We start from the raw sequence: 23,502 nt of genomic DNA on the forward strand, positions 1-23,502 counted from the left end.
GAAAAGAGGCGAACAGACATGTCGGAAGTGACGGCACCAGCCGGAGGGACGAAACGCGGATCGGCCGCGGCACGCAGTACGGCCACAGGCGCATCCGCAGACAGATCACCGTATCTGCGCTCGTCGATCATCGTCGGCGGCGTCATCGTCCTGCTCTTCGTGGCCCTCGCCGTGTTCGCCGGCCCCCTGTCCGCGATCACCGGCAACGACCCGTACGCCGAGCACCCCGAGGCGCTCGCCGGCTCGGTGCCGGCCGGATTCGGCGGCGGCATCAGCGCCAGCCACTGGTTCGGCGTGACCCCGCTGCGCGGCGTCGACCTGTTCTCCATCGTGGCGTACGGCTCGCGCATCTCACTGGGCATCGGCCTGTTCTCCTCGGTCATCTCGCTGGTGATCGGCGTGGCGCTCGGCCTGCTCGCCGGCTATTTCCAGGGACTGGCCGACGCGCTGATCTCCCGCACGATGGATGTGTTCTTCGGCTTCCCGTTCCTCATCTTCGCGATCGCCCTGTCGGTGGTCGTGCCGCAGAGCTTCCCGCGCCCACTGCTGCTTACGCTCGTCCTCGGCTTTTTCGGATGGCCGGGCATCGCGCGACTGGTGCGCGGCCAGACCCTGACCCTGAGCAAACGCAACTTCGCCGTGGCCTCGCGCGTGATGGGAGCCTCCCCGGCCCACGTGCTGTGGCACCAGATCCTGCCGAACCTCATGCCGCTGCTCATCGTCAACGTGACCCTGTCGATCCCGGGCCGCATCGGCGCCGAGGCCGGCCTGTCGTTCCTCGGTGTGGGCATGAACCCGCCGACTCCGTCGTGGGGCCGCTCGATCTCCGACGCGGTCCAGTGGGCGCTCGTCGATCCGATGTACCTGTTGTTCCCGGGCGGCGCGCTGTTCCTGCTCACCTTCGGCTTCAATCTGCTCGGTGACGGTCTGAGCGACGCCATCGATCCGCGCAAGGGGGTCCGCGCATGAACATCCTCGCCTACATCGGCAAGCGCATCGCCAGCTCGCTGCTGGTCATCCTCCTGATCACGCTGGCGCTGTTCCTCATCTTCTTCCTGCTGCCCACCAACCCCGCGCAGCTGTCCTGCGGCAAGCCCTGCACGCCCGAGCAGTTGAGCCGCGTCTCGGCGTTCATGGGCACCGACCAGCCGTGGTACATCCAGATGGGCAGCTATATCGCCGGCATCTTCGTGGGACGCACCTTCGGCACCGGCGGCGGCGCGGTCGTGTGCGACGCACCGTGCCTCGGCTACTCGTTCCGTCTCAACGAATCCGTCAGCCAGCTGATCGCCGACCGCTTCCCCGTCACCGCCTCGATCGCGGTGGGCGCGGCTGTGCTGTGGCTCATCATCGGCGTCGCCAGCGGCGTGTGGGCCGCCCTGAAGCGCGATACGCTCGTCGACCGCACGCTGCTCGGCCTGTCCGTCGTGGGCGTGTCCGCGCCGTCGTACCTGATCGGCCTGCTCGCCGTGATCGCGTTCGCGCTGAGCATCCAGATCTTCCCCTCCGGCGGATACGTGAACTTCAGCCAGGACCCGGTGCAGTGGCTCTACCACCTGATCCTGCCGTGGCTGGTGCTGGCGATCCTGAGCGCCGCCGGCTACACGCGCATCACGCGCACGCAGATGATCGGCGAGCTGAGCCAGGACTACATCCGCACCGCCCGCTCGAAGGGCGTGCCCGAGTCGGTCATCGTGTTCAAGCACGCGCTGCGCAACGCGATGCTGCCGGTCATGACCATGTTCGGTCTCGATCTGGGCGGCCTGCTCGGCGGCGCGGTCCTGACCGAGAAGGTGTTCTCGATGCAGGGACTGGGCGCGCTGCTGCTCGACTCCGTATCGAATCTGGATCTGCAGGTGCTCGTCGGGGCGACGCTGTTCGCCGCGGTGCTGGTGATCATCGCCAACCTCATCGTCGACATCTGCTACAGCCTGCTTGACCCGAGGGTCACTCTGGGCAGGAACTGACGCCATCAGCGGCATTTCCGATTTCACAAGACTTGCCGGACCGATCGAGGGCCGGCGCAAAAGAAGAGGAGACAACCATGACCAACAAGCACGTGGTGCGCGCCGCGATCGCCGGCGTATGCGCGGCGGTGCTCGCCCTGTCGGGCTGCGGCGCCAGCAACAACACCGCCAACGGCACGGCGAACGGCCAGTCGACCGGCGCCACCGGCGGCACGCTGAACGTTCTGCTGTCCAGCACCGAGATGGACCTCGACCCGGCCAAGAGCCAGGGTCTGCCCATCACCACCAACGGCAACATCTTCCGCCGTCTGACCGCATGGAAGATCACGCAGGGCGGCGAGACCAAGGTCGTGCCGGACCTCGCCACCACCACCGGCGAGCCGAGCGACGACGGCAAGACCTGGACCTACACCCTCAAGGACGGCATCAAGTTCGACGACGGCACGACGATCACGTCCAAGGACATCAAGTACGGTCTCGAGCGCTCCTTCGCCGACTCCCTGACCGGCGGCCTGAGCTACCACAAGACGCTGCTCGTGGGCGCGCAGGACTACCATGGTCCGTTCGACGGCAAGCATCTCGACTCCATCGAGACCCCGGACGACAAGACCATCGTCTTCCACCTGAACGCCCCGTTCGGCGACTGGCCGTGGGTGGCCTCGCTGGCCGCCTTCACCCCGGTGCCCGAAGGCAAGGGCCCGGCCTCCGGCTACGGCAAGACCCCGGTCGCCTCCGGCCCGTACAAGGTCGAGTCGAACGAGGCCGGCAAGCAGGCCGTGTACGTGCGCAACAAGTACTGGGACAAGAAGACCGACCCGGTGCGCACCGCCGGCCCCGACAAGATCGTGTTCAAGATGAGCCAGGACACCTCCGTGGCCGCCCAGTCGATCATGCAGGGCACCGGCGAGGGCAAGAACTCCTTCCTCTCCGGATTCGTCCCGCCGGCGCAGCTCGCGCAGGCGCAGGCCAACCCCGCCTACCAGAAGCTGCTCGCCACCAGCGGTGACGGCGCCCTCGAATACCTCGCCATCAACACCAAGCGCGTGACGGATCTGAAGGTGCGCCAGGCCATCGAATACGCCGTCGACAAGAAGGCCTACCAGACCGCCTCCGGCGGCGAGATCGCCGGCAACTTCGCCACGACCCTCATCACCCCGGGCATCGCCGGCCGCGAGAAGTACGACCTGTACAAGGCCGACTCCACCGGCGACGTCGACAAGGCCAAGCAGCTGCTCAAGGAGGCCGGCCAGACCTCCCCGAATCTCAAGCTCATCGCCACCTCCGATCAGGCCGAGACCGCCTCCTCCATCCAGACGAGCCTCAAGCGCGCCGGCATCACGGTGGACATCCAGACCCTGAACGACGACGTCTTCTCCGATGCGGAGACCAACAACGAGGGCGACTACGACCTCGTCATCGGCGGCTGGCAGCCGGACTTCCCGTCGCCGTACGCGAACATCTCCCCGCTGTTCGACTCCTCGCAGATCGGCAACGGCAACTACAACCTCGCCCGCTACTCCAACCCGGAGGTCGACGCCCTCATCAAGAAGGCCACCGAGACCATCGACCAGAGCGAGGCCGGCAAGATCTGGGCCGAGACCGACAAGAAGATCATGGCCGACGCCCCCGTCGTGCCGCTGATCTACTCGAAGAACACGTTCATCCACGGATCGAACGTCACCAACTTCGTGATCGGCAACTTCCCGGCATACCCGGACTACAACCAGGTCACCCTCGCCAGCGCGAACTGACCCGATATCCAAATCCAACGCCAATGACCAGTGAATGCGCCCCGCGAGCCCACCCGGGCACGGGGCGCACCCCATACTTTTCCCCAAGTTTTCGTGATCTCATGACCAGCCAAGGAGCAGCAATGAGCGAGCCGCGCGCGATCGTCACCGTCGACGGACTGTCCGTCAGTTTCGACGAGCGGGAGGTGACCCACGGCGTGAGCCTGAAGCTCTACCCGGGGCGCATCACCGCGCTGGTCGGCGAATCCGGCTCCGGCAAGTCGGTGACGGCGATGGCGCTGCCCCGACTCGACCCGTCCGTGGCCAGCGTCAAGGGCCACGCGTTCCTCGACGAGGGCGGCGACGGCGGCGACGACGCCGGCAAGGACGCCGCATCCGGTCATGACATCGACCTGCTGGCGGACGACGCGCCTCTGCAGCGCATCCGCGGCGAATACATCGGCACCGTGTTCCAGGAGCCGTCCACCGCGTTCAACCCGGTGTTCACGCTGGGCATGCAGGTCGCCGAATCGCTCAAATACCATCAGCGGAACCTCAGTGCCGCCGAACGCAAGGCGAAGGTGCTCGAGCAGCTTCGCGAGGTCGGGCTTCAGGACGCCGAACGCGTCTGGTCGTCGTATCCGCACGAACTGTCCGGCGGACAGCTGCAGCGCGTGATGATCGCGATGGCGATCATCAACCGCCCCAAGGTGCTGATCGCCGACGAGCCGACCACCGCGCTCGACGTGACCACCCAGCAGGCCATTTTGAAGCTCATCTCCTCGCTCGCGGCCGAACTCGATCTCGCGGTGCTCCTGATCACGCACGACATGGGCGTCGTGTGGCAGGCCGCGCAGGACGTGTACGTCATGCACGACGGCGTGATCGTCGAACAGGGGAGCGTGGGCGAGGTCTTCCGCAACCCGAAGGACGACTACACGAGGATGCTGCTGGCGGCGGTGCCGAGGCTGCACGTCGAGGAATCAGCTGAGCCGGCAATCGCCACGGTGCGCGAGCCTGAGCCCGGCAAACCGGATGTGTCGGGCCAGCCGGAGGAGTCGGACGACGCCGGCGAGCGCGCCGCGTTGGGCGACGGCAGGCGCGCGGCGTCCATCGAGGGCGTGTCGGTGGCGTATCGCCCCGGCAAGTACGCGGTGGAGGACATCTCGTTCGATCTGGTGGCGGGGCGTACCCGCGCGCTGGTCGGCGAGTCCGGCGCGGGCAAGACCACGATCGCCAAGGTCATCTCCGGTCAGCTTTCCCCGACGCGCGGTCGCGTGCTCATCGACGGCGAGGATCTGGCCAGGGCGCATGGGCGTCGTAAGCGCGGGATCCTGTCCCATATGGGGTACGTGTTCCAGGACAGCGGTTCGGCGTTGAATCCGCGTAAGAGCGTCGCGTGGAGCATCAGCGAGCCGATGAGCGTGCAGGGCGGGTTCTCCCAGGCCGACAGGCGCAAGCGTGTGCTCGAGCTGCTGGATCAGGTGGAACTGCCGGCCGATGTGGCCGATCGTTTCCCGCATCAGCTGTCGGGCGGTCAGCGTCAGCGCGTCGGCATCGCGCGTGCGCTGGCGCTGAGCCCGTCGCTGCTGATCGCCGACGAGCCGACGTCGTCGCTTGATGTGACGGTGCAGCGGCGCGTGCTGGATCTGCTGCACCGTCTGCAGGTCGAGGAGGGGTTCGCGTGCCTGTTCATCACGCATGATCTGGGCATCGTGCAGGAGGTGTCCGATGTGATCACCGTCCTGCGCAACGGGCATGTCGTCGAGTCCGGCGCGACCGATGAGGTGCTCAACCATCCACGTGCGCAGTACACGCGGACGCTGCTCGACGCCTCGCCGAAGATCGATCTGTGATCCGTGGATGATCCCCGGATCGATCACATTCCCGGGATCAGCCCGCCCGGCGGGTCGAGGGTGAGATAGCCCTCCTCGAGGTCGATTTCGGGCACGATCTCGTCGACGAACGGCACGAGCGCGGTCTTCTCGACCACCGGCGTGCCGTCCTTGGCGGTGCCGACCGTCACCGGTTCGGCAAGGCGGATCTTGAGCAGGGACTGGGCGGGGGAGTCGATCACGTCGACGACCTTGCCCACCACATGCCCGCCCTCGACGCCGAGCGCGTTCTCCTCGTCCATGCGGGCCTCGAGGCCGATGAGATCCTTCGGATACCATTCGTCGGCTTCGAGCATGTCGTCCGGATCGTCGGCCTCGCCGTACAGCATGGTGCCGTTGAGGGCTTCGGAGGCGTTGCGATCGTCGCAGCCTTCGAGCTTGATGATCCATCGGTTCTTGAACGTGCGAGAGGATTCGACGGTGTACTCCGTCTCGCCGTCCTCGGAATACAGCACCGACCCGGGTTCGAAGCGCCATTCCGGTTCGTCGGTGAAGATCTGTACGGTGACCTCGCCCTTCATGCCCTGAGCTCGGCCGATACGACAGACCCTCAGCAGCTCGGGCTGCTGAGGGTCGTCCTGCATAGTGTGCTGATCAGTCATGCTTGGCAGTGTAGCCTATGGCCGTCACCGCCGTCACATCCGATCAGCGTGGCTGTCATCCCGCGTGGGTCAGCGGCGCACATCCATGATGTCGACGCGCACCTTGTGGTCGGACAGGGCCTGCACCACCGTGCGGATCGCGTTGGCCGTGCGGCCGGAGCGACCGATGACGCGGCCGATGTCCTCCGGGTTCACGCGCACGCGAAGCAGTTCGCCGCGCGCGTTCTCGTGGGACTTGACGGACACGTCATCCGGGAAATCGACGATGTTCTTGATGAGATGTTCCACTGCCTGTGCGAGCATGACCAGCCTTCCTTATGCGTTATGCCTGTTGGGGCAAGCTCACTCGGCGTCGGCCGGAGCGGCTTCCTCGGCCGGGGCCTCCTCGGCGGCGGCAGCGGCCTCAGCCTCAGCCTTGGCCTTCGCCTCGGCTTCGGACTTGGCGGCCTTGAGCTTCTGCGCCTCGGCCTCGACGGCCTCGATGCGGGCGGCGGCATCCGGGCCGGCCTCGACGGTCTTCAGGGTGCCTTCGGCGCCTTCGAGACCCTTGAACTTCTGCCAGTCACCGGTGATGTTCAGCAGCTTGTAGACCTGCTCGGTCGGCTGGGCGCCGACACCCAGCCAGTACTGGGCGCGCTCGGAGTCGATCTTGATGGTCGACGGCTGGGTGTTCGGATCGTACGTACCGATCTCCTCGATGGCGCGGCCATCGCGCTTGGTACGGGAATCCATGACGACCACGCGGTAGTACGCGTAGAACTTCTTACCCATGCGCTTGAGACGAATCTTGGTTGCCAAAACGGCTCTCCTTGTAAATGTTGGTTTGTGGAATCGGTTCGCTTTGTGGGGCGCAGCTCGCCGAGCCCACGTGTTCCTCGCGGCACGGGGTGTAGAGGGCGCCACGCACGCGCGAATAACTGAGCCATTGTAACGTCGCGTCGCGACTGCGCGACACGCTGGTCAGGCCAGCGTGATCGTCCCCGTCAGCGCCAGATGATCGGTGTTCCTGACATGGACCGGTGCGACGTTCGAGAACGTGACGCCCGGCGTGGCGAGGATGTGGTCGAGCTCGATGCGAGGCCAGGGCAGCCAGCTCGGGAACGTCAGGCACGGCCCGGTGCCCTGCATCAGGCTCGCGTCGCGGAACCGTCCGCCCGTCCGTCCGCGCCCGCCGAGCAGCGCGCGGAAGCTCGGGTGGTCGGTCGAGGAGTTGAGGTCGCCCATGACGACCGCGATGTTGTGATCGCCGATGTGCTTCGCCTCGGCGAGCGCGCCGAGGCCGCGGATGCCGGCCGACCAGTCGTGGCAGCCGCGCATCGGGGACTTCGGATGGGCCGAGGCGATCGTCGCCGTGCGATCGCCGGCCAGACGCAGCGTGATCGCCGGCACGTCGGCCGCGGGGATCGCGACGACGTTCGCCACGGCCGCGGCGGGCTCGAGCGCCGAGAACAGCATGTTGTATCCGCCGTTGTCGCTGCTCTCCTTCGGCTCGCCCGACTGTCGGTAGGGAAGCAGACTCTGGATGCCGGCCGTCTCGAGGCGTGCGACGAGATCGTCGTTCACCTCCTGCAGGGCGAGCACGTCGATATAGCGATCGCGCACCTCGGCGACGATCCGCTCCGCGTCGGCACGCCCGTACCGGCAGTTGAGCGTCATCAGGTTGAGTCGGGACGGACGTGTTTCACAGGACGTTTCACGAGGTGTTTCACGGGTTGTTTCACGCGACGTGCCGGCGGCTGTGGAACCGCCCTTGCCACCCCGCGGATTGAGGCTCTTCGACCAGTACTCGCTGCGACGCGTCGTCGAGGCGAGCGCCACCGCGATCAGCATGCACATCACGCCCCACTCGTGCGCCACTGCGGCGACGAGTGCCGCGGCGCCGAGCGGCACCCACAGGAACGGGATCAGCGCGATCATGTACGGCAACGGCATCCACGCCTCCAGACCGGCCGGCAGGTTCGCGATCGCCACCCATATCGCGCCGATCAGCATCACCGCATACAACACCGTCACCAGCATGGTTCACCCCTTCCCGAATCAGTGGAGCAGACCCGCCAGTCCGCCGCCGAAGTTCGGGGGCAGTTCGCCGCCGTTGGCGTCGAGCGCCTCCTGGATCCCCGCGGGCAGGGCCGGGTTCTGCGGCTTCTTCGCGAACGCCGAGCCGCCGGATGCACCGGACTTCTTGCCGGCGAGCTTGTCGCGCAACGCCTTCTCCTCGGCCTCGCGCTTCATCGGGTTGCCGGACTTGCCCTTGCGCTTGTTCTTGCCCTTGCCCTTCTTGCCGCCGCCCATGGCCGGACCGCCGAATCCGGGCATGCCGCCGCCGACGCGGTTGGACATGCGCTTCATCATCTTCGCGGCCTGCTCGAAACGCTGCAGCAGCGCGTTGACCTGCGAGACGGTCGTACCCGAACCGTAGGCGATGCGCGCGCGGCGGGAGCCGTCGATGATCTTCGGATCACGACGCTCGGCCGGCGTCATCGAACGGATGATCGCCTCCGTACGGTCGATCTCACGCTCGTCGAACTGCTCCAGCTCCTTGCGATGCGCGGCCATGCCCGGGATCATGCCGAGCAGCGACTTCATCGAACCGAGCTTGCGCACCTGCTGCAGCTGGTCGAGGAAGTCGTCCAGGCCGAACGAGCCGTCGGAGATCTTCGTGGCGGCCTTACGGGCCTCCTCCTCGTCGAACTGCTTCTGCGCCTGCTCGATCAGGGTCATGATGTCGCCCATGTCGAGGATGCGCGAGGCCATACGATCCGGGTGGAAGACCTCGAAGTCCTTGAATCCCTCGCCGGTGGAGGCGAACAGGATCGGCTTGCCGGTCACGGACGCCACCGACAGGGCCGCGCCGCCTCGCGCATCGCCATCGAGCTTGGAGAGCACCACGCCGGTGAAGTCCACGCCCTCATCGAACGCCTTCGCGGTCTTGACCGCATCCTGGCCGATCATCGCGTCGATGACGAACAGGATCTCGTTGGGCTGCACGGCGTCGCGGATGTCGCGCGCCTGCTTCATCAGCTCCTCGTCGACGCCCAGACGGCCGGCGGTATCGATGATCACCGTGTCGTACAGCTTCTGCCTGGCGAACGCGATTGAATCGCGCGCCACCTTCACCGGATCTCCGGTCGTCAGTCCCGGAGCGGATACCTCGTCGCCGCCGTCCGACTGCACGCCCTTCTCCGGGGCGTACACCGGCACGCCGGCGCGCTCGCCGACCACCTGCAGCTGCGTCACGGCGTTCGGACGCTGCAGATCGGCCGCGACCAGCAGCGGCGTGTGGCCGGAATCCTTCAGCCAGTAGCCGAGCTTGCCGGCCAGCGTGGTCTTGCCGGCGCCCTGAAGACCCGCGAGCATGATGATCGTCGGCGGGTTCTTCGCGAAGTTCAGCGGGCGGTCGACGCCGGCGCCGAGCACATCGGTCAGCTCCTCGTCGACGATCTTGACGACCTGCTGCGCCGGGTTGAGCGCCTGCGACACCTCGGTGCCGAGGGCGCGTTCGCGCACGCGTGCGGTGAAGGAGCGCACCACCTCGAGCGCCACATCGGCGTCGAGCAGTGCGCGGCGGATCTCGCGGATCGTGCCGTCGATGTCCGTTTCGGAAAGCTTGCCCTTGCTCTTCAGATGCTTGAACGCATTCGAGAGCTTGTCAGTCAAAGAACTAAATGCTGCCATAATGGGTTCAGTCTAGCCGCCACGCGGGAAAACCGGCGGCGGTCGGACGCCGGGCTCGGGCGTGGCCGGGGCCGATGCGGACTCAGCCCGGAGCATAGCCGCATCGGGGGTATCCGGTATCATAGAGGGGCAATAAAAATCCGTGGAATGTGATCACGGCGGCCATGACGGCCGTGTTTTGACAATTTCCTGGACACCACCGAGCTGACTGCTGTGAGCCACTCCCGCCGGTGCGAATACCGAGACGGGCAAGGGCCAACGCGGACAGCCAAGCACCGGAAGGCCCATCCATGAGCAGTACCCCCAATCAGCATCAGAACCACAATCAGAACAAGAATCACAAGGCCATCGAACGCCGCGCGCTCACCGTCGGCATCGTCGTCAACATCGCGCAGGTCGCGGCCGGCATGGTCGTCTTCCTCATGACCGGCCTCAAGGCCATGTTCCTCGACTTCTCCTTCACCGCGATCTCCGTGCTCTCGGGGCTCGTCGCGGTCTACCTGTCGCGTCGCACCGTGCGCACCACCGAACGCTTTCCCAACGGCATGTTCGCCCTCGAGCCGATCTACGCGATCGCCAAGGCCATCCTCACGCTCTCGCTGCTCCTCTACTCCCTGCTCGACGTCATCCAGGTCGCCTACAACTACTTCGCGCTCGGACAGGGCGAGCCGATCGTCACCGGGCCGGTCGTCATCTACGAGCTCTTCGCCGTGGCGGCCTGCTTCTGCCTGTGTCTCTACTACCGCTCCCGCAACCGTTCGATCCGCGATTCCAGCACGATGCTGAACGCCGAGGCCAACAGCTCCTTCGTCGATGGCGTGATGTCGGCCGGCGTCGGCGCCGTTGCGGTGATCCTCATGATCCTGCCCGCGGGCGGCCCGCTCGGGTTCCTGCACTACACCGGCGACTTCTTCATCACCGTGGCTTTGGTCATCGCGACGATCAAGGAGCCGTTCGGCGTACTGAAGGAGGCGTTCGTCGAACTGGTCGGCGGCGTGCACGACGACGACGAGACGAACGCGTACGTCGAATCGGTGGCTCAGCGGCATCTGCCGGCGAACACCGAATACGACAAGACCCTGATCTTCAAGACCGGCATGAACTACACGGTCGACGTGTACCTCGCCGGCACCGGCGACACGATCGACGTGGCCGATCTCGTCGAGTGCAAGCGGTCGCTCGAACGCGAGCTCAAGCGCCGCCTGCACATCGTCGACGTAGACTTCGTCTTCGACTGATCGGGGTCTGATCGGGACCTCGAGCAGACCCCGCCGGGTCTACTTGAGGGACCAGGTCGAGCCCTGCGGGCCGTCCTCGATGGCGATGCCGGCCTCGGCCAGCGTATCGCGGATCGCATCGGCCCTGGCGAAGTCGCGCTCCTTGCGGGCGGCGGCTCGGGCGGCCAGCTGCTCGCCGATCAGCGCCTCCAGTGCCTTGTGCTCCGGCGTCTCGTCCTCGCCGTCGCCGGCCGCTCCGGCCGCGCCCTGCGTCACCCACGGCTCGGCCAGCGGATCGAGGCCCAGCGTGTCGAGCATCGTGCGCACCGAGACCAGCGCCGCGCGCACCTCGGCCCTGGCCTCGGGCGAATCGGCGTGGTCGGTGAGCTTGGAAAGCAGCGTGTTGCCGGAGCGGATCGCGGTGAAGATCGCCGCGGTCGCGCCGGACACGTTCACGTCGTCGTTCATCGCGGACGTGAAATCGGCCGGCAGCTGATCGGCGGCAACGCCCGCGATCTCCTCGCGCGTGGGCTGCCCGCCCAGCGCGACGCCGGCGCGCTCGATGAAGTTCGCGATGCGCTCATAGGCCGCCTCGGCCTCGACGAGCGCCTGATCGGACCATTCGAGCATCGAACGGTACTGCACGCCGCCCAGCGCGTAGCGCACCACCCAGGCGGAGTGCTCGGCCAGCACGCTCGGCACGGACAGGCCGGTGCCCAGCGACTTCGACATCTTCTCGCCCTTGGCGGTGACCCACGCCGAATGCATCCAGCGCGCGGCCGAGTCGTAGCCGGCGGCGCGGGTCTGCGCCATCTCGTTCTCGTGGTGCGGGAAGCGCAGGTCGAGGCCGCCGCCGTGGATGTCGAACCCGTCCTTCAGGTACCGGTGGCTCATCGCCGAGCATTCGATGTGCCAGCCCGGGCGGCCCACGCCGAACGGCGTGTTCCAGCGTGCATCCAGCGGATCGGTGTCCTTCGGCGCCTTCCACAATGCGAAATCGCGCGGATCGTGCTTGTCGGGGGAGGCGTCGGCCGGATCGACCGGATTGTACTTGTCGTCGCCCGCGGCGTCGACGGACGGGCCCATGCGGTCGGCGACGGCCGCCGCCTCGTCCACCTGCGCGGCGCCCGTCTGCTTCTGATGCGTCAGCTCGCCGTAATGCGGCCAGGAGGCGACGTCGAAGTACACGTTGCCGGTCGGCTTGCCGTTCTCGTCGGTGACGACGTAGCCGTGGCCGTTGTCGATGATGCGCTGGATCAGGTCGATCATGTCGGACATGTGGCCGGTCGCGCGCGGCTCGACCGTCGGCGGCAGCACGCCCAGCGTCTCATAGGCGCGCGTGAACTCGCGCTCGTAGTAGTAGGCGCGCGCCCACCACTGCTGGCCCGCGGCGGCGGCCTTGTCGAGGATCTTGTCGTCGATGTCGGTGACGTTCCTCACGAACGTGACCTTGTATCCGAGCTTCAAAAACCAGCGGCGGATGATGTCGAACGCGACGGCCGCGCGGATGTGGCCGATATGCGGCGACGACTGCACGGTGGCGCCGCACACGTAGATGCCCACCTCGCCGGGCTTGATCGGCGTGAACACGCTCGTCGCGTGCGAGGCGGTGTCATAGAGCTTGAGCCCCTCGGCGAGCGGGGAGACCTTCGCCTCCGTGAGCGCGCTCGGCAATACGGAATGCAATACGGAAGTATTGAAATCATGCGATTCTTGACTATTTCCCATACATCAAGGGTACACCCCGGACGCGTGCGAGCGCCGTTTACGTAGCTCGTGCCACAATAGAGGGCATGACTCCGCAAGTGCTTGTGCTCCAACACGTGCCCTGGGAGAAGCCCGGGCGCATCCTCACCAATCTCGAGGACCTCGGTCTCGACTATCAGATCCTCAACATCGTCGACGAGAAGAAACCGGACCTGCCCTCGTTCGACGAGGTCGCGGGCGTGGTCATCATGGGCGGCCCGATGGGCGCCGCCGACTATGACAGGCACCCGGGGCTCAAGGCCGAGGCCAAGCTCGCCCGCGCCGCGGTCGCCGTGAACAAGCCGGTGCTCGGCGTGTGCCTCGGCCATCAGATCATCGCCACCGCGCTCGGCGCGAAGCTGCGCCGCGGGGAGGCGCCGGAGATCGGCTTCGGCCCGATCAAGCGCGTCGACCAGCATGACTACTTCTCCATGTGGGACAAGCAGATCGACGTGCTCCACTGGCACAACGACGTGGTGGGGCTGCCCGAGAGCGCGCAGCTGCTCGCCCGATCGAACGCCACCAAGGTGCAGGCGTTCCGTGCCGGATCCGCGTTGGGACTCCAGTTCCACCTCGAGGTCACCGCCTCCCTGCTCGAGGAGTGGCTCGCCGAGCCGAGCATGGTCAAGGATCTCAAAGCCGCCGGCGGCTCCAAATCGCAGCTGCGCGAGGACTTCGAACGCTGCAACCCGCTGCTCGAGCCGTTCGCCGAACAGGTGTTCTCCGGCTTCGCCGTGCGCTGCCGCAACTACGCGCAGGGGCTCGCCAAGGCCGAGGAGGAGCAGGGGCCGAAGGACCCGGTCATCTCCTGAAACGGCCGGGAACGTCTGCCACGGCCCCTGTTGCGGCCTCAGGCTACATTGGTGAGTCATGCCGACTTACGATATTGGACTGGAACACGTTTCGCTCGCCTTCGCCACCAAGACCATCTTCACCGATGTGACGCAGGGCGTCTTCGAAGGCGATCGCATCGGCATCGTCGGCCGCAACGGCGACGGCAAATCCACGCTGCTGCACCTGTTCCGCGGCACGCAGGAACCCGACTCCGGCCGCGTGACCAAGCGCGGCGGCCTCACCTTCGGCATGCTCGACCAGCGCGATCCGCTCGATGACGACGCCACGATCCGCCAGGCCGCGCTCGAAGGCCGCGCCGACTACGAATGGGCGTCCGACAACTCCTCGCGCGAGATCGTCGAGGCGCTTCTCGGCGGCATGAGCCTCGACGCGAAGGTCGGATCCCTCTCCGGCGGCCAGCGCCGCCGCGCCGACCTCGCCCGACTGCTCCTCAAGGACTGGGACATCCTCGCCCTCGACGAGCCCACCAACCACCTCGACGTCGTCACCATCCACTGGCTCGCCGAACACCTGAAGAACCGCTGGTCCAAGGGGCAGGGCGCGCTGCTGCTCGTCACCCACGACCGCTGGTTCCTCGACGAGGTGTGCGAGTCGATGTGGGAGGTCCACGACGGCGTCATCGAACCGTTCGAGGGCGGCTACTCCGCCTACATGCTCCAGCGCGTCGAACGCGACCGTCAGGCCGACGTGCGCGAGACCAAGCGCCGCAACCTCGCCCGCAAGGAACTCGCATGGCTCTCTCGCGGCGCCCGCGCCCGCTCCACCAAGCAGAAGTTCCACGTCAAGGCCGCCCGCGAGCTCATCGCCGACGTGCCGCCGATGCGCAACACGCTCGAACTCAAGCAGATGGCCACCTCCCGGCTCGGCAAGCAGGTCGTCGACCTCGTCGACGTCACCCAGATCTTCGAGCATGCGCAGGGCACCGTATCGGCCGCCGACGCCATCGACCCGGACGTGGCGGCGCTCGCCGACTCCGCGTCGCGCGTGGACGTGGTCGACGCGATGTACGCAGAACCGCAGGTGCACGGCTCGGTCGAGGTGGCCGTCACCGACATGACCGACCCGCGTCTCGTCGACGCCGGCGTACCCGAGGCGATCAAGGCCGCCGAGGAGGCTCGTGCCCGGGCCGAGGCCGAAGGCGGGGCGGCGTCCGCGTCGGCCGCCCTGTCGCTCAACGACGATCGCGAGGTGCGTCGCATGAACACCGGCGGCGAGACCATCGGCGGCGGCATCGAGGAGAGCGGGGCCGAACCCACGTCCGCGGCGCGCAAGGTCACCGTGAGCGGTCGCGAGATCCTCGACGACGTGACCTGGCTGATCGGCCCGGGCGACCGCTTCGGCATCGTCGGCGCGAACGGCGCCGGCAAGTCGACGCTCCTCAAGCTCATCGACGGCACGCTCACCCCGACCGCCGGTCACGTGAACATCGGCAAGACCGTGAAGTTCGCGGTGCTCTCGCAGCGACTCGACGAGCTTGAGAAGCTCGGCAAATACAAGATCAAGGAAGTGCTCTCGCGCTACAAGCCGAGCTACATCGTCGACGGCAAGGAGGTCACCCCGGGCCAGCTGATGGAGCGTCTCGGCTTCGAGTCCGCGCAGCTGATGACCCCGATCGCCGACCTGTCCGGAGGCCAGAAGCGCCGCATGCAGCTGCTGCTCATCCTCCTCGACGAACCGAACGTGCTCATCATGGACGAGCCCGGCAACGATCTTGACACCGACATGCTCGCCGTGATGGAGGACCTGCTCGACACCTGGCCGGGCACGCTCATTGTCGTCTCCCACGACCGCTATCTGCTCGAACGCGTCACTGACCAGCAGTTCGCGCTGATCGGCGGCAAGGTGCGCCACCTGCCCGGCGGCGTGCAGGACTATCTCGACATGGTCGAGGACCTCAAGAACGGCAAGGGACTGCCGCCGGAGGTCGCCGGCATCGCGGGCACGGGTTCCGGTTCCGGTTCGTCCGGGGCTAGGGGACGCGCGGGCTCGGCAGGTGCCGCCGGCAGGAACGGTCAGGCGTCCGATGCGGCGTCTTCGGCTTCCTCCGCCGCTGCCGGCTCATCCTCCGCTTCCGGTACCGGTGATTCCGGTGATTCCGGTGATTCCGCGCCGAAGCTCACCGGCAAGGCGTTCCACGACGCGTCGAAGCGCGTCTCCGCGATCGAGCGCAAACTCGACAAGCTCGAGGAGCAGAAGGCCGATCTCGAGGCGCAGATGGCCGCACACGACCCAAGCGACTACGAGGGCCTCAACAAGCTCAACGACCAGCTCAAGGCCGTCTCCGACGAGTCGGAGGAACTCACTCTCGAATGGATGGACCTGTCCGAACAGCTCGGCCGGTAGCCGGCGCAGGCGGCATCATCGCCATGGCATCCTCGCCACCCATCGCGCGGTAATCACACCCATCGCGCGGCGAAATCCTCATGAAGTAGTGAGGTGATTTTACGGATTGGCGGAATTCCGCCGTTTCGCATCACTGCGCGATGGGCGAAACACTACTTCATGTGACGTTCACCGCGCGATGGGTGTGATTACCGCGCGATGGATGGTGATGTGGGGTGATGATGTGAAATGAAGTGTTATTCGGGTGTTCCCCACCATCGTAGGTGAGGAACACCCCCTATCGCGTACGTGTATGGAGCCGAATGCGGCGTCAGCGGCCGGTGATCTCCGAGCCGATGACCTTCTCGGCCAGCGCCTTCGGGCCGCGCGTGACGGCGACGGCGCCGGAGCGCACCAGCTCGATCACGCCGTAGTGCTCCAGGAGTCCCAGCAGCGCGTCGATCTTGCCCTCGGCGCCGGTGGCCTCGATCGTGAGCGACTCCGGGTTCACGTCGACGACGCGCACACGGAACAGTCGCACGATCTCGAGCACGTCGGAACGGTTCGACTGATCGGCGGCCACCTTGATGAGCACGAGCTCGCGCTCGACGGTGGTGTTCGGGTCGAGTTCGACGATCTTCAGCACGTGCAGCAGCTTGTTGAGCTGCTTGATGATCTGCTCGAGCGGCACCGCCTCCACATCGGCGGTGACGGTCACGCGCGAGATGTCCGGACGCTCGGTGGGGGAGACGGACAGCGAGTTGATGTTGAACGCGCGGCGGGCGAACAGACCGGCGATGCGCGCCAGCACGCCCGGACGGTTCTCCACCAGCACGGACAGCGTATGACGCTCGGAGCCCGGCTTGGATGCGGGATAGTTGGCGGGCATATCAGTTCTCCTTTCCGTTCTCGGCGTTCGCGGCGGCGGTTTCGGCCGCAGCCACTTCGTCGTCCTCGATCGGCCCGGTGCCGGTATCGCCCTTCAACGGGTGCAGACCGGGGCGGTACGTCACATCGTCGTTCGACTTGCCGGCGGCGACCATCGGCCAGACCATCGCATCCTTCCAGACGCGGAAGTCGATGAGCACCGGACGGTCGTTGATCTCGTTCGCCTTGCGGATCGCCTCGACGGCCTCCTCCTCGGTGAAAGCGCGCATCGCCACGCAGCCGTACGCCTCGGCCAGCTTGACGAAGTCCGGCACCTCGAGCGGCAGCTCGCCGGCGGCGGCCTGCGCGTCGCCCTCGGCGCCGTGCGCCTCGCCGTCGAGCAGGTTGGTCTGCGAGTAGTGGTGATCGTAGAACAGGGTCTGCCACTGGCGGACCATGCCGTACACGGAGTTGTTGAGCAGCGCGATCTTGACCGGCGTGTGCGCGAAGAACGCGGCCGCCAGCTCCTCGCTGGTCATCTGGAACGAGCCGTCGCCGTCGATGAGCCACACCGGCTTCTTGCCGTCGAACTCGCGCGCCGAACCCACGGACGCGCCGATCGCCGCCGGCAGACCGTAGCCCATCGTGCCGAGGCCGCCGGAGGAGATCCACTCGTGCGGGCCGTGGAAGTCGATGAACTGCGACGCCCACATCTGATGCTGTCCGACGCCGGTCACCCAGATCGTCGACGGATCGGCCAGCTCGGAGAGCTTCTTGACGACCCACTGCGGGGCCAGCGAGCCGTCGGTCGGCTCGTCCCACGTCATCGGGTACTTCGCGCGCCAGCCGTTGATGCGATCCCACCACGGCTTGCGGTTCGGCTTCGGGGTGATGGCCTGCGCGCGTTCGATCTCGGGGATGAGATCCTCGAGCACGGTGGCCACGTCGCCCACGATCGGCACGTCCGGCGTACGGTTCTTGCCGATTTCGGCCGGGTCGATGTCGATGTGGATCACGCGGGCGCCCGGCGCGAACGCGTCGAGCTTGCCGGTGACGCGGTCGTCGAAGCGCGCGCCGATCGCGACGAGCAGGTCGCAGCGCTGCACGGCACCGGTCGCGGCGATCGTGCCGTGCATGCCCAGCATGCCGAGGTTCTTCGGATCGTCATCCGGGACGATGCCGCGCGCCGGCAGCGTGGTGACGATCGGGGAGTCGGTCAGGTCGGCCAGGGCCTTGACCTGCTTGCTTGCGCCGGAGCGCATCGCGCCGCCGCCCACGTAGAGGACCGGGCGGTAGGACTGGTTGAACAGCTTGGCGGCGTCGGAGAGCACGCGGCCGTGCGCCTTGGTCGTCGGATTGTAGCCGGGCAGGATCATGCGCTGCGGCCACGAGTAGTACATCTCGCCGGTCTGTGCGGTCTTCGTCAGGTCGACGACCACCGGGCCGGGGCGGCCGGTGGACGCGACGTGGAACGCCTCGGCCATGACGCGCGGGATGTCCTGCGCGCGGGTGACGAGGTACGAGTGCTTGGAGACCGGGTAGGTCATGCCGACGATGTCGGCCTCCTGGAACGCGTCCGTGCCGATCGCCTGCACGCCGACCTGACCGGTGACGACGACCATCGGCACCGAATCCATGTTCGCGTCGGCGATGGCGGTGACCACGTTGGTGGCACCCGGGCCGGAGGTCACGATGCACACGCCGACCTTGCCGGTGGAGATCGCGTAGCCTTCGGCCGCATGACCCGCGGCCTGCTCGTGACGCATCAGGATGAAACGGAACTTCAGATCGTCGGTGATCTGATGGTAGACGGGCAGGATCGCGCCTCCCGGGATGCCGAAGACGTCGGTGACGCCCAGATCCTCCAGCGAACGGACCAGCGCCTGGGCGCCGGTCATCTTCTCGCCGTCGACGATGGTCTGCTTGTCGCTTACGGGCGTTTTGGGCACGCCGCTGAATGCCTGCAAAGGCGTGGGTAAAGCCATAATCCTCTCACACTTCGCTTCCGTTGGTTCTCGCCGACCTGTGCCGCCGCCGGACGGCCGCGACTGATGGTCGCACCCTGCGGTCCTGTCGGCCTCGCTTGCGACGAAGACCGGTTTCGTGGCCGGTTTCGCGCGTGTTTTCTCCAGTGTATTCGCGCGCGTGACGTTTGCGTCATATGGCTCAATGGGCGGAACGCGCGGGGGCGCGAAGCACCAGTGAGGTACCTCACGCCCCGCGCGTTCCGCCCATTGACGACCTACTCGTCGAGCTTGTGCCAGGCGGCCTCGGCGGCTGCGAGCTGTGCCTTGCGCTTGCTCGTGCCGCGTCCGACGCCGATGATCGTCTCGTCGTCGCCGAGCGTGACGCGGGCGATGAACTCCTGCGCGTACTCCGGGCCGGTGACGGCCATGTGGTAGACCGGCTCCTCCTTGCCCATCTTGTGCGCCTTGACGGTCAGCGAGGTCTTCCAGTCGAGCGCCGGGCCCTCGGTGGCGACCTCCTTCAGGGTGTCGTCGATCAGGCGGTGGACGGTGTTGCGCGCGCCGTCGATGCCGTGTTCGACGAACGTCGCGCCGATGAGCGATTCGACGATGTCGCACAGGATCGAGCTCTTCTCGGCGCCGCCGTCCGCAGCCTCGCCGTGGCCGAGCAGGATGTACGGGCCGACGTGCAGCTTGTCGCGGGCGATCGCGCTCAGCGCCTCTTCGGAGACGGCCTTGGCGCGCATCTTGGCCAGCTGGCCCTCGGTCATGTCCGGATGGATGCGGTACAGGGTCTCGGTGGCGACGAGCTCGAGCACGGCGTCGCCGAGGAACTCGAGTCGCTCGTAGTGCTTGACGCCGGGGTGCTCGTGCGCGAAGGAGCGGTGAGTGAGCGCCTGGACGAGCAGCTCGGGGCTGATCGTCGTGTCGAGCGCCTTGAGAAGCGCCTCGACGGCTTCGTTGGACGGGCCGGAGACGCGCACGATGTGCTGCTGATCGTTGTCTTGCTTGGTCTGCTTGGACGTCTGCTTGGTGGCGGAGTTGGAGTTGGAATTGGTCATGATGGGTGATTGATGGGGTCGGTCGTGGACAGTGGCTCCGGGGCGAATCCCGTCTCGGTCGTCGCCCGCGATGCCGCTTTCCACGAATGGCGGATAGTTACGCGAAAGCCCCGCCACCCGTCGATGGCAGGGCTTTCTTGCAGTTCATGCCGTGATCAGCTTCGGCGACTCACTTGGCGTGAGGGGCGCGGATGGCTTCACGGTAGATGCGGCCGCGGAAGGAGCCGCAGCTCGGGCAGGCCACGTGCGGGAGAGCCGGAGCGCCGCAGTTCGGGCAGCTCACGGTGGCCGTAGCGGTCGCCTTCCAATTCGCGCGACGCGAGTGCGTGTTGGCGCGCGAGGTCTTGTACTTAGGCAGTGCCATTTTCAGTATCCTCTATTTCGTTCGAACATTTGAGCTTAAGCGTTCAGTACTCTAGCGCAATGCCCGTACAATGTCACTCCGAGCGGATCTCGGCGTTTCTTCGGCGGGTGGTATCCCGAGATGCCGGACCGGGGCCCGGGGCATCACCATCGCCCGCGTGACTACTCCCTGCCGTCCCGGCCGTTCTCCTCGGCCTCGAGCTGGGCCTTCAGAGCGGCGAGTCCGTCGAAGCGGCTGTCGGTGATCTCGTGGTGATGATCCGGATGCTCGTTCAGGTCGATGCCGCACTGCGAGCACAGACCGAGGCAGTCCTCACGGCACAGTGGCTGCAGCGGCAGCGCCTCGACGAGCGTGTCGCGCAGCAGCGCCTCGATGTCGGCGAACGCGCCGCCGTCGAGCAGCGGATAGGAGTCCTCCGACTCCTCCTCGCCGGCGATGATCTCGACCTCGCCCTTCTTCTTGTTCTTGTCCTTGTCCTTGCTGGCGGCCTCGGACTCGTAGGGGAAGAATGCGGTGACGTTCACGCCCCAGTCGCGCTTGAGCGGCTTCAAGCAGCGGGTGCATTCGGCGTGCACCGGAGCGGTGACGCGCGCGTTGAGGATCAGCCCGTCGACGATCGAGTCGAACGAGCCGTCCACATGCACCGGCGCACCCTCATCGACGCCGATCACCTCGTCGCCGATGCCGCCGGGAGCGGGGAAGTCGGCGTTCACCTCCTTGGACTGCCCGGCGCGGGAGGCGACCTGCGCCACCGAAATCGCCCACGGGGAAAGTTCAGGACGAGCCATAATACCGTTAGCCTTTCTTAAGTGTTGTCATCCGTAGTATTGGCCCCCTCTGACGAGGGGGCTGTCAGCGAAGCTGACTGGGGGAGAGACGGACATGTTCCGTCACCCCATCAGCCGCCTCAACTCCGCCCTACTGCGCCTCAGGATAATCGTTGATGTCGAGATGCGGCAGGTCCTGTGCCGCGGCCTTGCGACGCTCGTAGAGCACGTTGAGGCCCGCGTCCACGTCGCCGCCCATCTTGTTGAGCTGCGCGCGCAGCGTCTCCATGACCTTCGTCGAATACTCGTCCGCGCCATGCGTGAGATGATCGGCCTTCGCCTGCGCCGTGTTGAGGATCGTGCGCGCCTTCTGACGCGCCAGCTCGGTGACGTTCTCCTGACCGGCGAGGAACTGCGCCTGCTCGTTGGCCTCCTTGACGATATCGGCGGCACGGCTCTGCGCGGACGCGACGATCGCGTTCGCCTGCGTCTGCGCGCCCTCCAGTCGACGTTCGGCCTCGCGCATCAGCGCGGAGGCGCGTTCGAGCTGCACCGGGAGCATCTTCTTGAGCTCGTTCAGGTTGTCGGAGAAGTCGTCGCGGTCGATGCGCACCTGACCGGGGGAGAAGATGCTGCCCTTCGCCTCGTTGAGCGCGGACTCGAGCCGGTCGATGATGTCGTAGACGGTCGTGAACTCCTCACGGCTCTGGTCCATGTCGTCATCGACGTCGTCGTCGCGCAGATCAGGCAGCGGGAACGGGGACTTGAGCACGCGCGAATCGTCGCCCGCCTTGTCGTCGGCGTCCGCGCCGGGGGTCGTCGGGCTCGGGGTCGTCGCCGGCATCGTCGCGGACAAGGACGGCGCGGCCTGGGGCGCGGACTGCGGTGCGGGGGAGACGCCGGCCGCGGCCGCGCGAACGCTGTCGACCGTGTCGTCGCTGGCCGCTTCGGGCGCGCCCGCGATGTCGGTGAAATCGACCGCCGGCGCGACATAGCCGTTAACGGCGTTGCTTCCGGGCGTACCGGCCGCACCGGTCTGGGCGGCGTTTGCCGCGTTCGCGCCGTCCGCCGTCCCCGCGGTCAGATCGACGTAGCCTCCGGGTGCTCGCCCGGCTTCGAATAATCGGTGATATCGCTCATCATGCATTCCTTTCCGTGGACTGCGCGTCCGTGGACGGCGCAGACGAAGCCTGCCCGTGCAGCGCCTCGTTCAGCATCGGCACCACGCAGTCGGGCACCATGCCGGTCACGTCGCCGCCGTGACGGGCCACGTCCTTGACGATCGAACTGGAGATATGCTCAAGCACCGGATCGGCGGGCAGGAACAGCGTCTCCACGCCGCCCAGCTTGCGATTGACGAGCGCCATGCCGAGCTCGGCCTCATAGTCGCCGTTCTGACGCAGGCCCTTGACGATGACCGACGCGCCGACCTTATTGCAGTAATCGGTGATCAGGCCGTCGGTGGAGGAGACCACGACGTTCGTGCAGCCATCCTTGGCAAGGGCACGACGGATCACGTCGACACGGGTCTCGGTGGGGAACATCGGCGTCTTGGCGGCGTTCACCGCCACCACCACATGCACTTCGTCGAAGAAGCGCGCACTGCGTTCGATAACGTCAAGATGTCCGGCGGTCACGGGGTCATAGGAGCCGGGGCACACTGCTTTGGTCATAGGCACTAGACTACCGCGCCCGTGCGCGTGATGCGCCATGATGTGCGCCGGCGTCACGCCGATTCGTCGTCCGTTACCTCAATCGTTTGCACGAACACTATGATGGAGTGCAGAACATGCCCTACAAGGAGGTCGTCATGATGATCAACAACGCGCTCGCCGAAGCATCCCTCGACGAATATCTCGACGCCGACACGTCCTCGCCGCTGTCCAACCCGGATGCCGAGACCGGCACCGCGGTGCTCGAACGCCCCGAGACCAAGGAGGAGAACAAGCGCGCCGACGATGGCGACGCCGACCGCTTCGCCCACTACGTCTCGCGTGACCGCATCGCCGAGTCGCAGGCCACCGGCCGCCCGGTCGTCGCCCTGTGCGGCAAGGTCTGGGTCCCCAAGCACGACCCGTCCAAGTACCCCGTCTGCCCCGACTGCAAACGCATCTACGACGAAATGCGCGGCTGGTGATGCGACTGACGCCGGCGCCGGTACGACAGGGGCGTGTGTCACTGCGATGGGGTTGTTTGAGCAGGTTGCGCAGGAGTCCTTGAGTTGCCGGGCCCGGTAGAGCTGTCCCCCTGTCGTGTCTGTTGCGTCTCCTGTTCTCCTTGTTCGCCTGCCTCGGGGGATTCAGCGTGAAAAACGCGAGGAATCGTGCTGAGTCCCTTGGATCTGCGGGACTCAGGGCCGGAATCGGCCTTGGCGGCGCTGAGTCCCACGCGGACTGCCGAAACAGACCATAGGAGAGCGCGCAAATCGACGGAATTTGGAATCAAGTAAATGGAATGCCTCTCCCTA

20 protein-coding genes and 2 pseudogenes are annotated in these 23,502 nt (G+C 66.5%); 9 read left to right on the top strand and 13 right to left on the bottom strand.

Features of this window, described 5'->3' with window-relative positions:
* Positions 1-18 precede the first annotated feature (18 nt).
* From BCAL_RS05110 to BCAL_RS05125, 4 genes are all read left to right on the top strand, one after another.
* Positions 19-969: an ABC transporter permease gene (locus BCAL_RS05110; RefSeq protein WP_043166908.1), complete on the top strand. Its 951-nt coding sequence runs from the start codon at positions 19-21 to the stop codon at positions 967-969.
* The gene (locus BCAL_RS05115) at positions 966-1,967 is read left to right on the top strand and encodes an ABC transporter permease (protein WP_043166910.1); all 1,002 of its coding nucleotides are present in this window, start codon (positions 966-968) and stop codon (positions 1,965-1,967) included. The genes BCAL_RS05110 and BCAL_RS05115 overlap by 4 nt, the downstream gene beginning before the upstream one ends.
* Before the next feature lie 77 nt (positions 1,968-2,044).
* Complete coding sequence (locus tag BCAL_RS05120) at positions 2,045-3,718, top strand: ABC transporter substrate-binding protein (protein WP_043166912.1); 1,674 nt, start codon at positions 2,045-2,047, stop codon at positions 3,716-3,718.
* Between the two features lie 122 nt (positions 3,719-3,840).
* Positions 3,841-5,553 carry a dipeptide ABC transporter ATP-binding protein gene (locus BCAL_RS05125; RefSeq protein ID WP_043166914.1) on the top strand — a complete coding sequence of 571 codons (1,713 nt, stop codon included), beginning with the start codon at positions 3,841-3,843 and terminating at the stop codon, positions 5,551-5,553.
* A 23-nt stretch (positions 5,554-5,576) separates the two neighbouring features.
* On the opposite strand, the gene rimM is transcribed toward BCAL_RS05125, so the two are convergent.
* The 5 genes from rimM to ffh all read right to left on the bottom strand — a co-directional run bounded on the left by rimM (position 5,577) and on the right by ffh (position 9,869).
* Positions 5,577-6,194: a ribosome maturation factor RimM gene (gene rimM / locus BCAL_RS05130; RefSeq protein ID WP_043166916.1), complete on the bottom strand. Its 618-nt coding sequence runs from the start codon at positions 6,192-6,194 to the stop codon at positions 5,577-5,579.
* A 69-nt stretch (positions 6,195-6,263) separates the two neighbouring features.
* Positions 6,264-6,497, bottom strand: coding sequence for an RNA-binding protein (locus tag BCAL_RS05135; RefSeq protein WP_003828241.1), 234 nt, complete (start codon positions 6,495-6,497; stop codon positions 6,264-6,266).
* Between the two features lie 39 nt (positions 6,498-6,536).
* Positions 6,537-6,992: a 30S ribosomal protein S16 gene (gene rpsP / locus BCAL_RS05140; protein ID WP_043166919.1), complete on the bottom strand. Its 456-nt coding sequence runs from the start codon at positions 6,990-6,992 to the stop codon at positions 6,537-6,539.
* Positions 6,993-7,154: 162 nt separating this feature from the next.
* Positions 7,155-8,210 (bottom strand): endonuclease/exonuclease/phosphatase family protein, encoded by a 1,056-nt coding sequence (locus BCAL_RS05145; RefSeq protein ID WP_043166968.1) that lies wholly within the window; start codon positions 8,208-8,210, stop codon positions 7,155-7,157.
* A gap of 21 nt (positions 8,211-8,231) precedes the next feature.
* The gene (ffh, locus tag BCAL_RS05150) at positions 8,232-9,869 is read right to left on the bottom strand and encodes a signal recognition particle protein (RefSeq protein WP_043166921.1); all 1,638 of its coding nucleotides are present in this window, start codon (positions 9,867-9,869) and stop codon (positions 8,232-8,234) included.
* Positions 9,870-10,159: 290 nt separating this feature from the next.
* Between ffh and BCAL_RS05155 the strand changes: the two genes are divergently transcribed.
* Positions 10,160-11,107 (top strand): cation transporter, encoded by a 948-nt coding sequence (locus tag BCAL_RS05155; protein WP_052119255.1) that lies wholly within the window; start codon positions 10,160-10,162, stop codon positions 11,105-11,107.
* 39 nt (positions 11,108-11,146) lie between these two features.
* On the opposite strand, the gene cysS is transcribed toward BCAL_RS05155, so the two are convergent.
* Positions 11,147-12,814: a cysteine--tRNA ligase gene (cysS, locus tag BCAL_RS05160; RefSeq protein ID WP_043166923.1), complete on the bottom strand. Its 1,668-nt coding sequence runs from the start codon at positions 12,812-12,814 to the stop codon at positions 11,147-11,149.
* A gap of 65 nt (positions 12,815-12,879) precedes the next feature.
* Here cysS and BCAL_RS05165 point away from each other — a divergent pair, with 65 nt between their 5' ends.
* The 3 genes and pseudogenes from BCAL_RS05165 to BCAL_RS14125 form a co-directional block, all read left to right on the top strand.
* Positions 12,880-13,644: a type 1 glutamine amidotransferase gene (locus BCAL_RS05165; protein WP_052119256.1), complete on the top strand. Its 765-nt coding sequence runs from the start codon at positions 12,880-12,882 to the stop codon at positions 13,642-13,644.
* A 58-nt stretch (positions 13,645-13,702) separates the two neighbouring features.
* Positions 13,703-15,671, top strand: a pseudogene (locus tag BCAL_RS05170) (ABC-F family ATP-binding cassette domain-containing protein); the annotation flags it as partial.
* A gap of 116 nt (positions 15,672-15,787) precedes the next feature.
* Positions 15,788-16,030, top strand: a pseudogene (locus BCAL_RS14125) (ABC transporter C-terminal domain-containing protein); the annotation flags it as partial.
* A 310-nt stretch (positions 16,031-16,340) separates the two neighbouring features.
* Here the strand turns inward: BCAL_RS14125 and ilvN are convergent.
* The 7 genes from ilvN to coaD all read right to left on the bottom strand — a co-directional run bounded on the left by ilvN (position 16,341) and on the right by coaD (position 22,708).
* A complete protein-coding gene (gene ilvN / locus BCAL_RS05175; RefSeq protein ID WP_043166926.1) occupies positions 16,341-16,898 on the bottom strand; it encodes an acetolactate synthase small subunit in 558 nt (185 codons plus the stop codon).
* A gap of 1 nt (position 16,899) precedes the next feature.
* Positions 16,900-18,861: an acetolactate synthase large subunit gene (locus tag BCAL_RS05180; RefSeq protein WP_043166928.1), complete on the bottom strand. Its 1,962-nt coding sequence runs from the start codon at positions 18,859-18,861 to the stop codon at positions 16,900-16,902.
* A gap of 257 nt (positions 18,862-19,118) precedes the next feature.
* A complete protein-coding gene (rnc, locus tag BCAL_RS05185) occupies positions 19,119-19,904 on the bottom strand; it encodes a ribonuclease III (protein ID WP_081887262.1) in 786 nt (261 codons plus the stop codon).
* 169 nt (positions 19,905-20,073) lie between these two features.
* Complete coding sequence (gene rpmF / locus BCAL_RS12650) at positions 20,074-20,268, bottom strand: 50S ribosomal protein L32 (RefSeq protein ID WP_081887263.1); 195 nt, start codon at positions 20,266-20,268, stop codon at positions 20,074-20,076.
* Positions 20,269-20,429: 161 nt separating this feature from the next.
* Positions 20,430-21,056, bottom strand: coding sequence for a YceD family protein (locus BCAL_RS05195; protein ID WP_043166931.1), 627 nt, complete (start codon positions 21,054-21,056; stop codon positions 20,430-20,432).
* Between the two features lie 130 nt (positions 21,057-21,186).
* On the bottom strand, positions 21,187-22,182 hold the full coding sequence (locus BCAL_RS05200) for an ATP synthase subunit B family protein (RefSeq protein ID WP_238549624.1): 996 nt from the start codon (positions 22,180-22,182) through the stop codon (positions 21,187-21,189).
* Positions 22,175-22,708: a pantetheine-phosphate adenylyltransferase gene (gene coaD, locus BCAL_RS05205; protein WP_052119257.1), complete on the bottom strand. Its 534-nt coding sequence runs from the start codon at positions 22,706-22,708 to the stop codon at positions 22,175-22,177. The genes BCAL_RS05200 and coaD overlap by 8 nt, the downstream gene beginning before the upstream one ends.
* A 140-nt stretch (positions 22,709-22,848) precedes the next feature.
* Here coaD and BCAL_RS05210 point away from each other — a divergent pair, with 140 nt between their 5' ends.
* Positions 22,849-23,172 (top strand): DUF3039 domain-containing protein, encoded by a 324-nt coding sequence (locus tag BCAL_RS05210; protein WP_043166977.1) that lies wholly within the window; start codon positions 22,849-22,851, stop codon positions 23,170-23,172.
* Positions 23,173-23,502: the final 330 nt, after the last annotated feature.

Source organism: Bifidobacterium callitrichos DSM 23973, assembly GCF_000741175.1.
Classification (GTDB): Bacteria; Actinomycetota; Actinomycetes; order Actinomycetales; family Bifidobacteriaceae; genus Bifidobacterium; species Bifidobacterium callitrichos.

Coding starts and splice junctions, on each gene's coding strand:
- BCAL_RS05110 (WP_043166908.1), top strand. CDS start 19: ATGTCGGAAGTGACGGCACCAGCCGGAGGGACGAAACGCGGATCGGCC.
- BCAL_RS05115 (WP_043166910.1), top strand. CDS start 966: ATGAACATCCTCGCCTACATCGGCAAGCGCATCGCCAGCTCGCTGCTG.
- BCAL_RS05120 (WP_043166912.1), top strand. CDS start 2,045: ATGACCAACAAGCACGTGGTGCGCGCCGCGATCGCCGGCGTATGCGCG.
- BCAL_RS05125 (WP_043166914.1), top strand. CDS start 3,841: ATGAGCGAGCCGCGCGCGATCGTCACCGTCGACGGACTGTCCGTCAGT.
- rimM (WP_043166916.1), bottom strand. CDS start 6,194: ATGACTGATCAGCACACTATGCAGGACGACCCTCAGCAGCCCGAGCTG.
- BCAL_RS05135 (WP_003828241.1), bottom strand. CDS start 6,497: ATGCTCGCACAGGCAGTGGAACATCTCATCAAGAACATCGTCGATTTC.
- ffh (WP_043166921.1), bottom strand. CDS start 9,869: ATGGCAGCATTTAGTTCTTTGACTGACAAGCTCTCGAATGCGTTCAAG.
- BCAL_RS05155 (WP_052119255.1), top strand. CDS start 10,160: ATGAGCAGTACCCCCAATCAGCATCAGAACCACAATCAGAACAAGAAT.
- cysS (WP_043166923.1), bottom strand. CDS start 12,814: ATGGGAAATAGTCAAGAATCGCATGATTTCAATACTTCCGTATTGCAT.
- BCAL_RS05165 (WP_052119256.1), top strand. CDS start 12,880: ATGACTCCGCAAGTGCTTGTGCTCCAACACGTGCCCTGGGAGAAGCCC.
- ilvN (WP_043166926.1), bottom strand. CDS start 16,898: ATGCCCGCCAACTATCCCGCATCCAAGCCGGGCTCCGAGCGTCATACG.
- BCAL_RS05180 (WP_043166928.1), bottom strand. CDS start 18,861: ATGGCTTTACCCACGCCTTTGCAGGCATTCAGCGGCGTGCCCAAAACG.
- rnc (WP_081887262.1), bottom strand. CDS start 19,904: ATGACCAATTCCAACTCCAACTCCGCCACCAAGCAGACGTCCAAGCAG.
- rpmF (WP_081887263.1), bottom strand. CDS start 20,268: ATGGCACTGCCTAAGTACAAGACCTCGCGCGCCAACACGCACTCGCGT.
- BCAL_RS05195 (WP_043166931.1), bottom strand. CDS start 21,056: ATGGCTCGTCCTGAACTTTCCCCGTGGGCGATTTCGGTGGCGCAGGTC.
- BCAL_RS05200 (WP_238549624.1), bottom strand. CDS start 22,182: ATGCATGATGAGCGATATCACCGATTATTCGAAGCCGGGCGAGCACCC.
- coaD (WP_052119257.1), bottom strand. CDS start 22,708: ATGACCAAAGCAGTGTGCCCCGGCTCCTATGACCCCGTGACCGCCGGA.
- BCAL_RS05210 (WP_043166977.1), top strand. CDS start 22,849: ATGATCAACAACGCGCTCGCCGAAGCATCCCTCGACGAATATCTCGAC.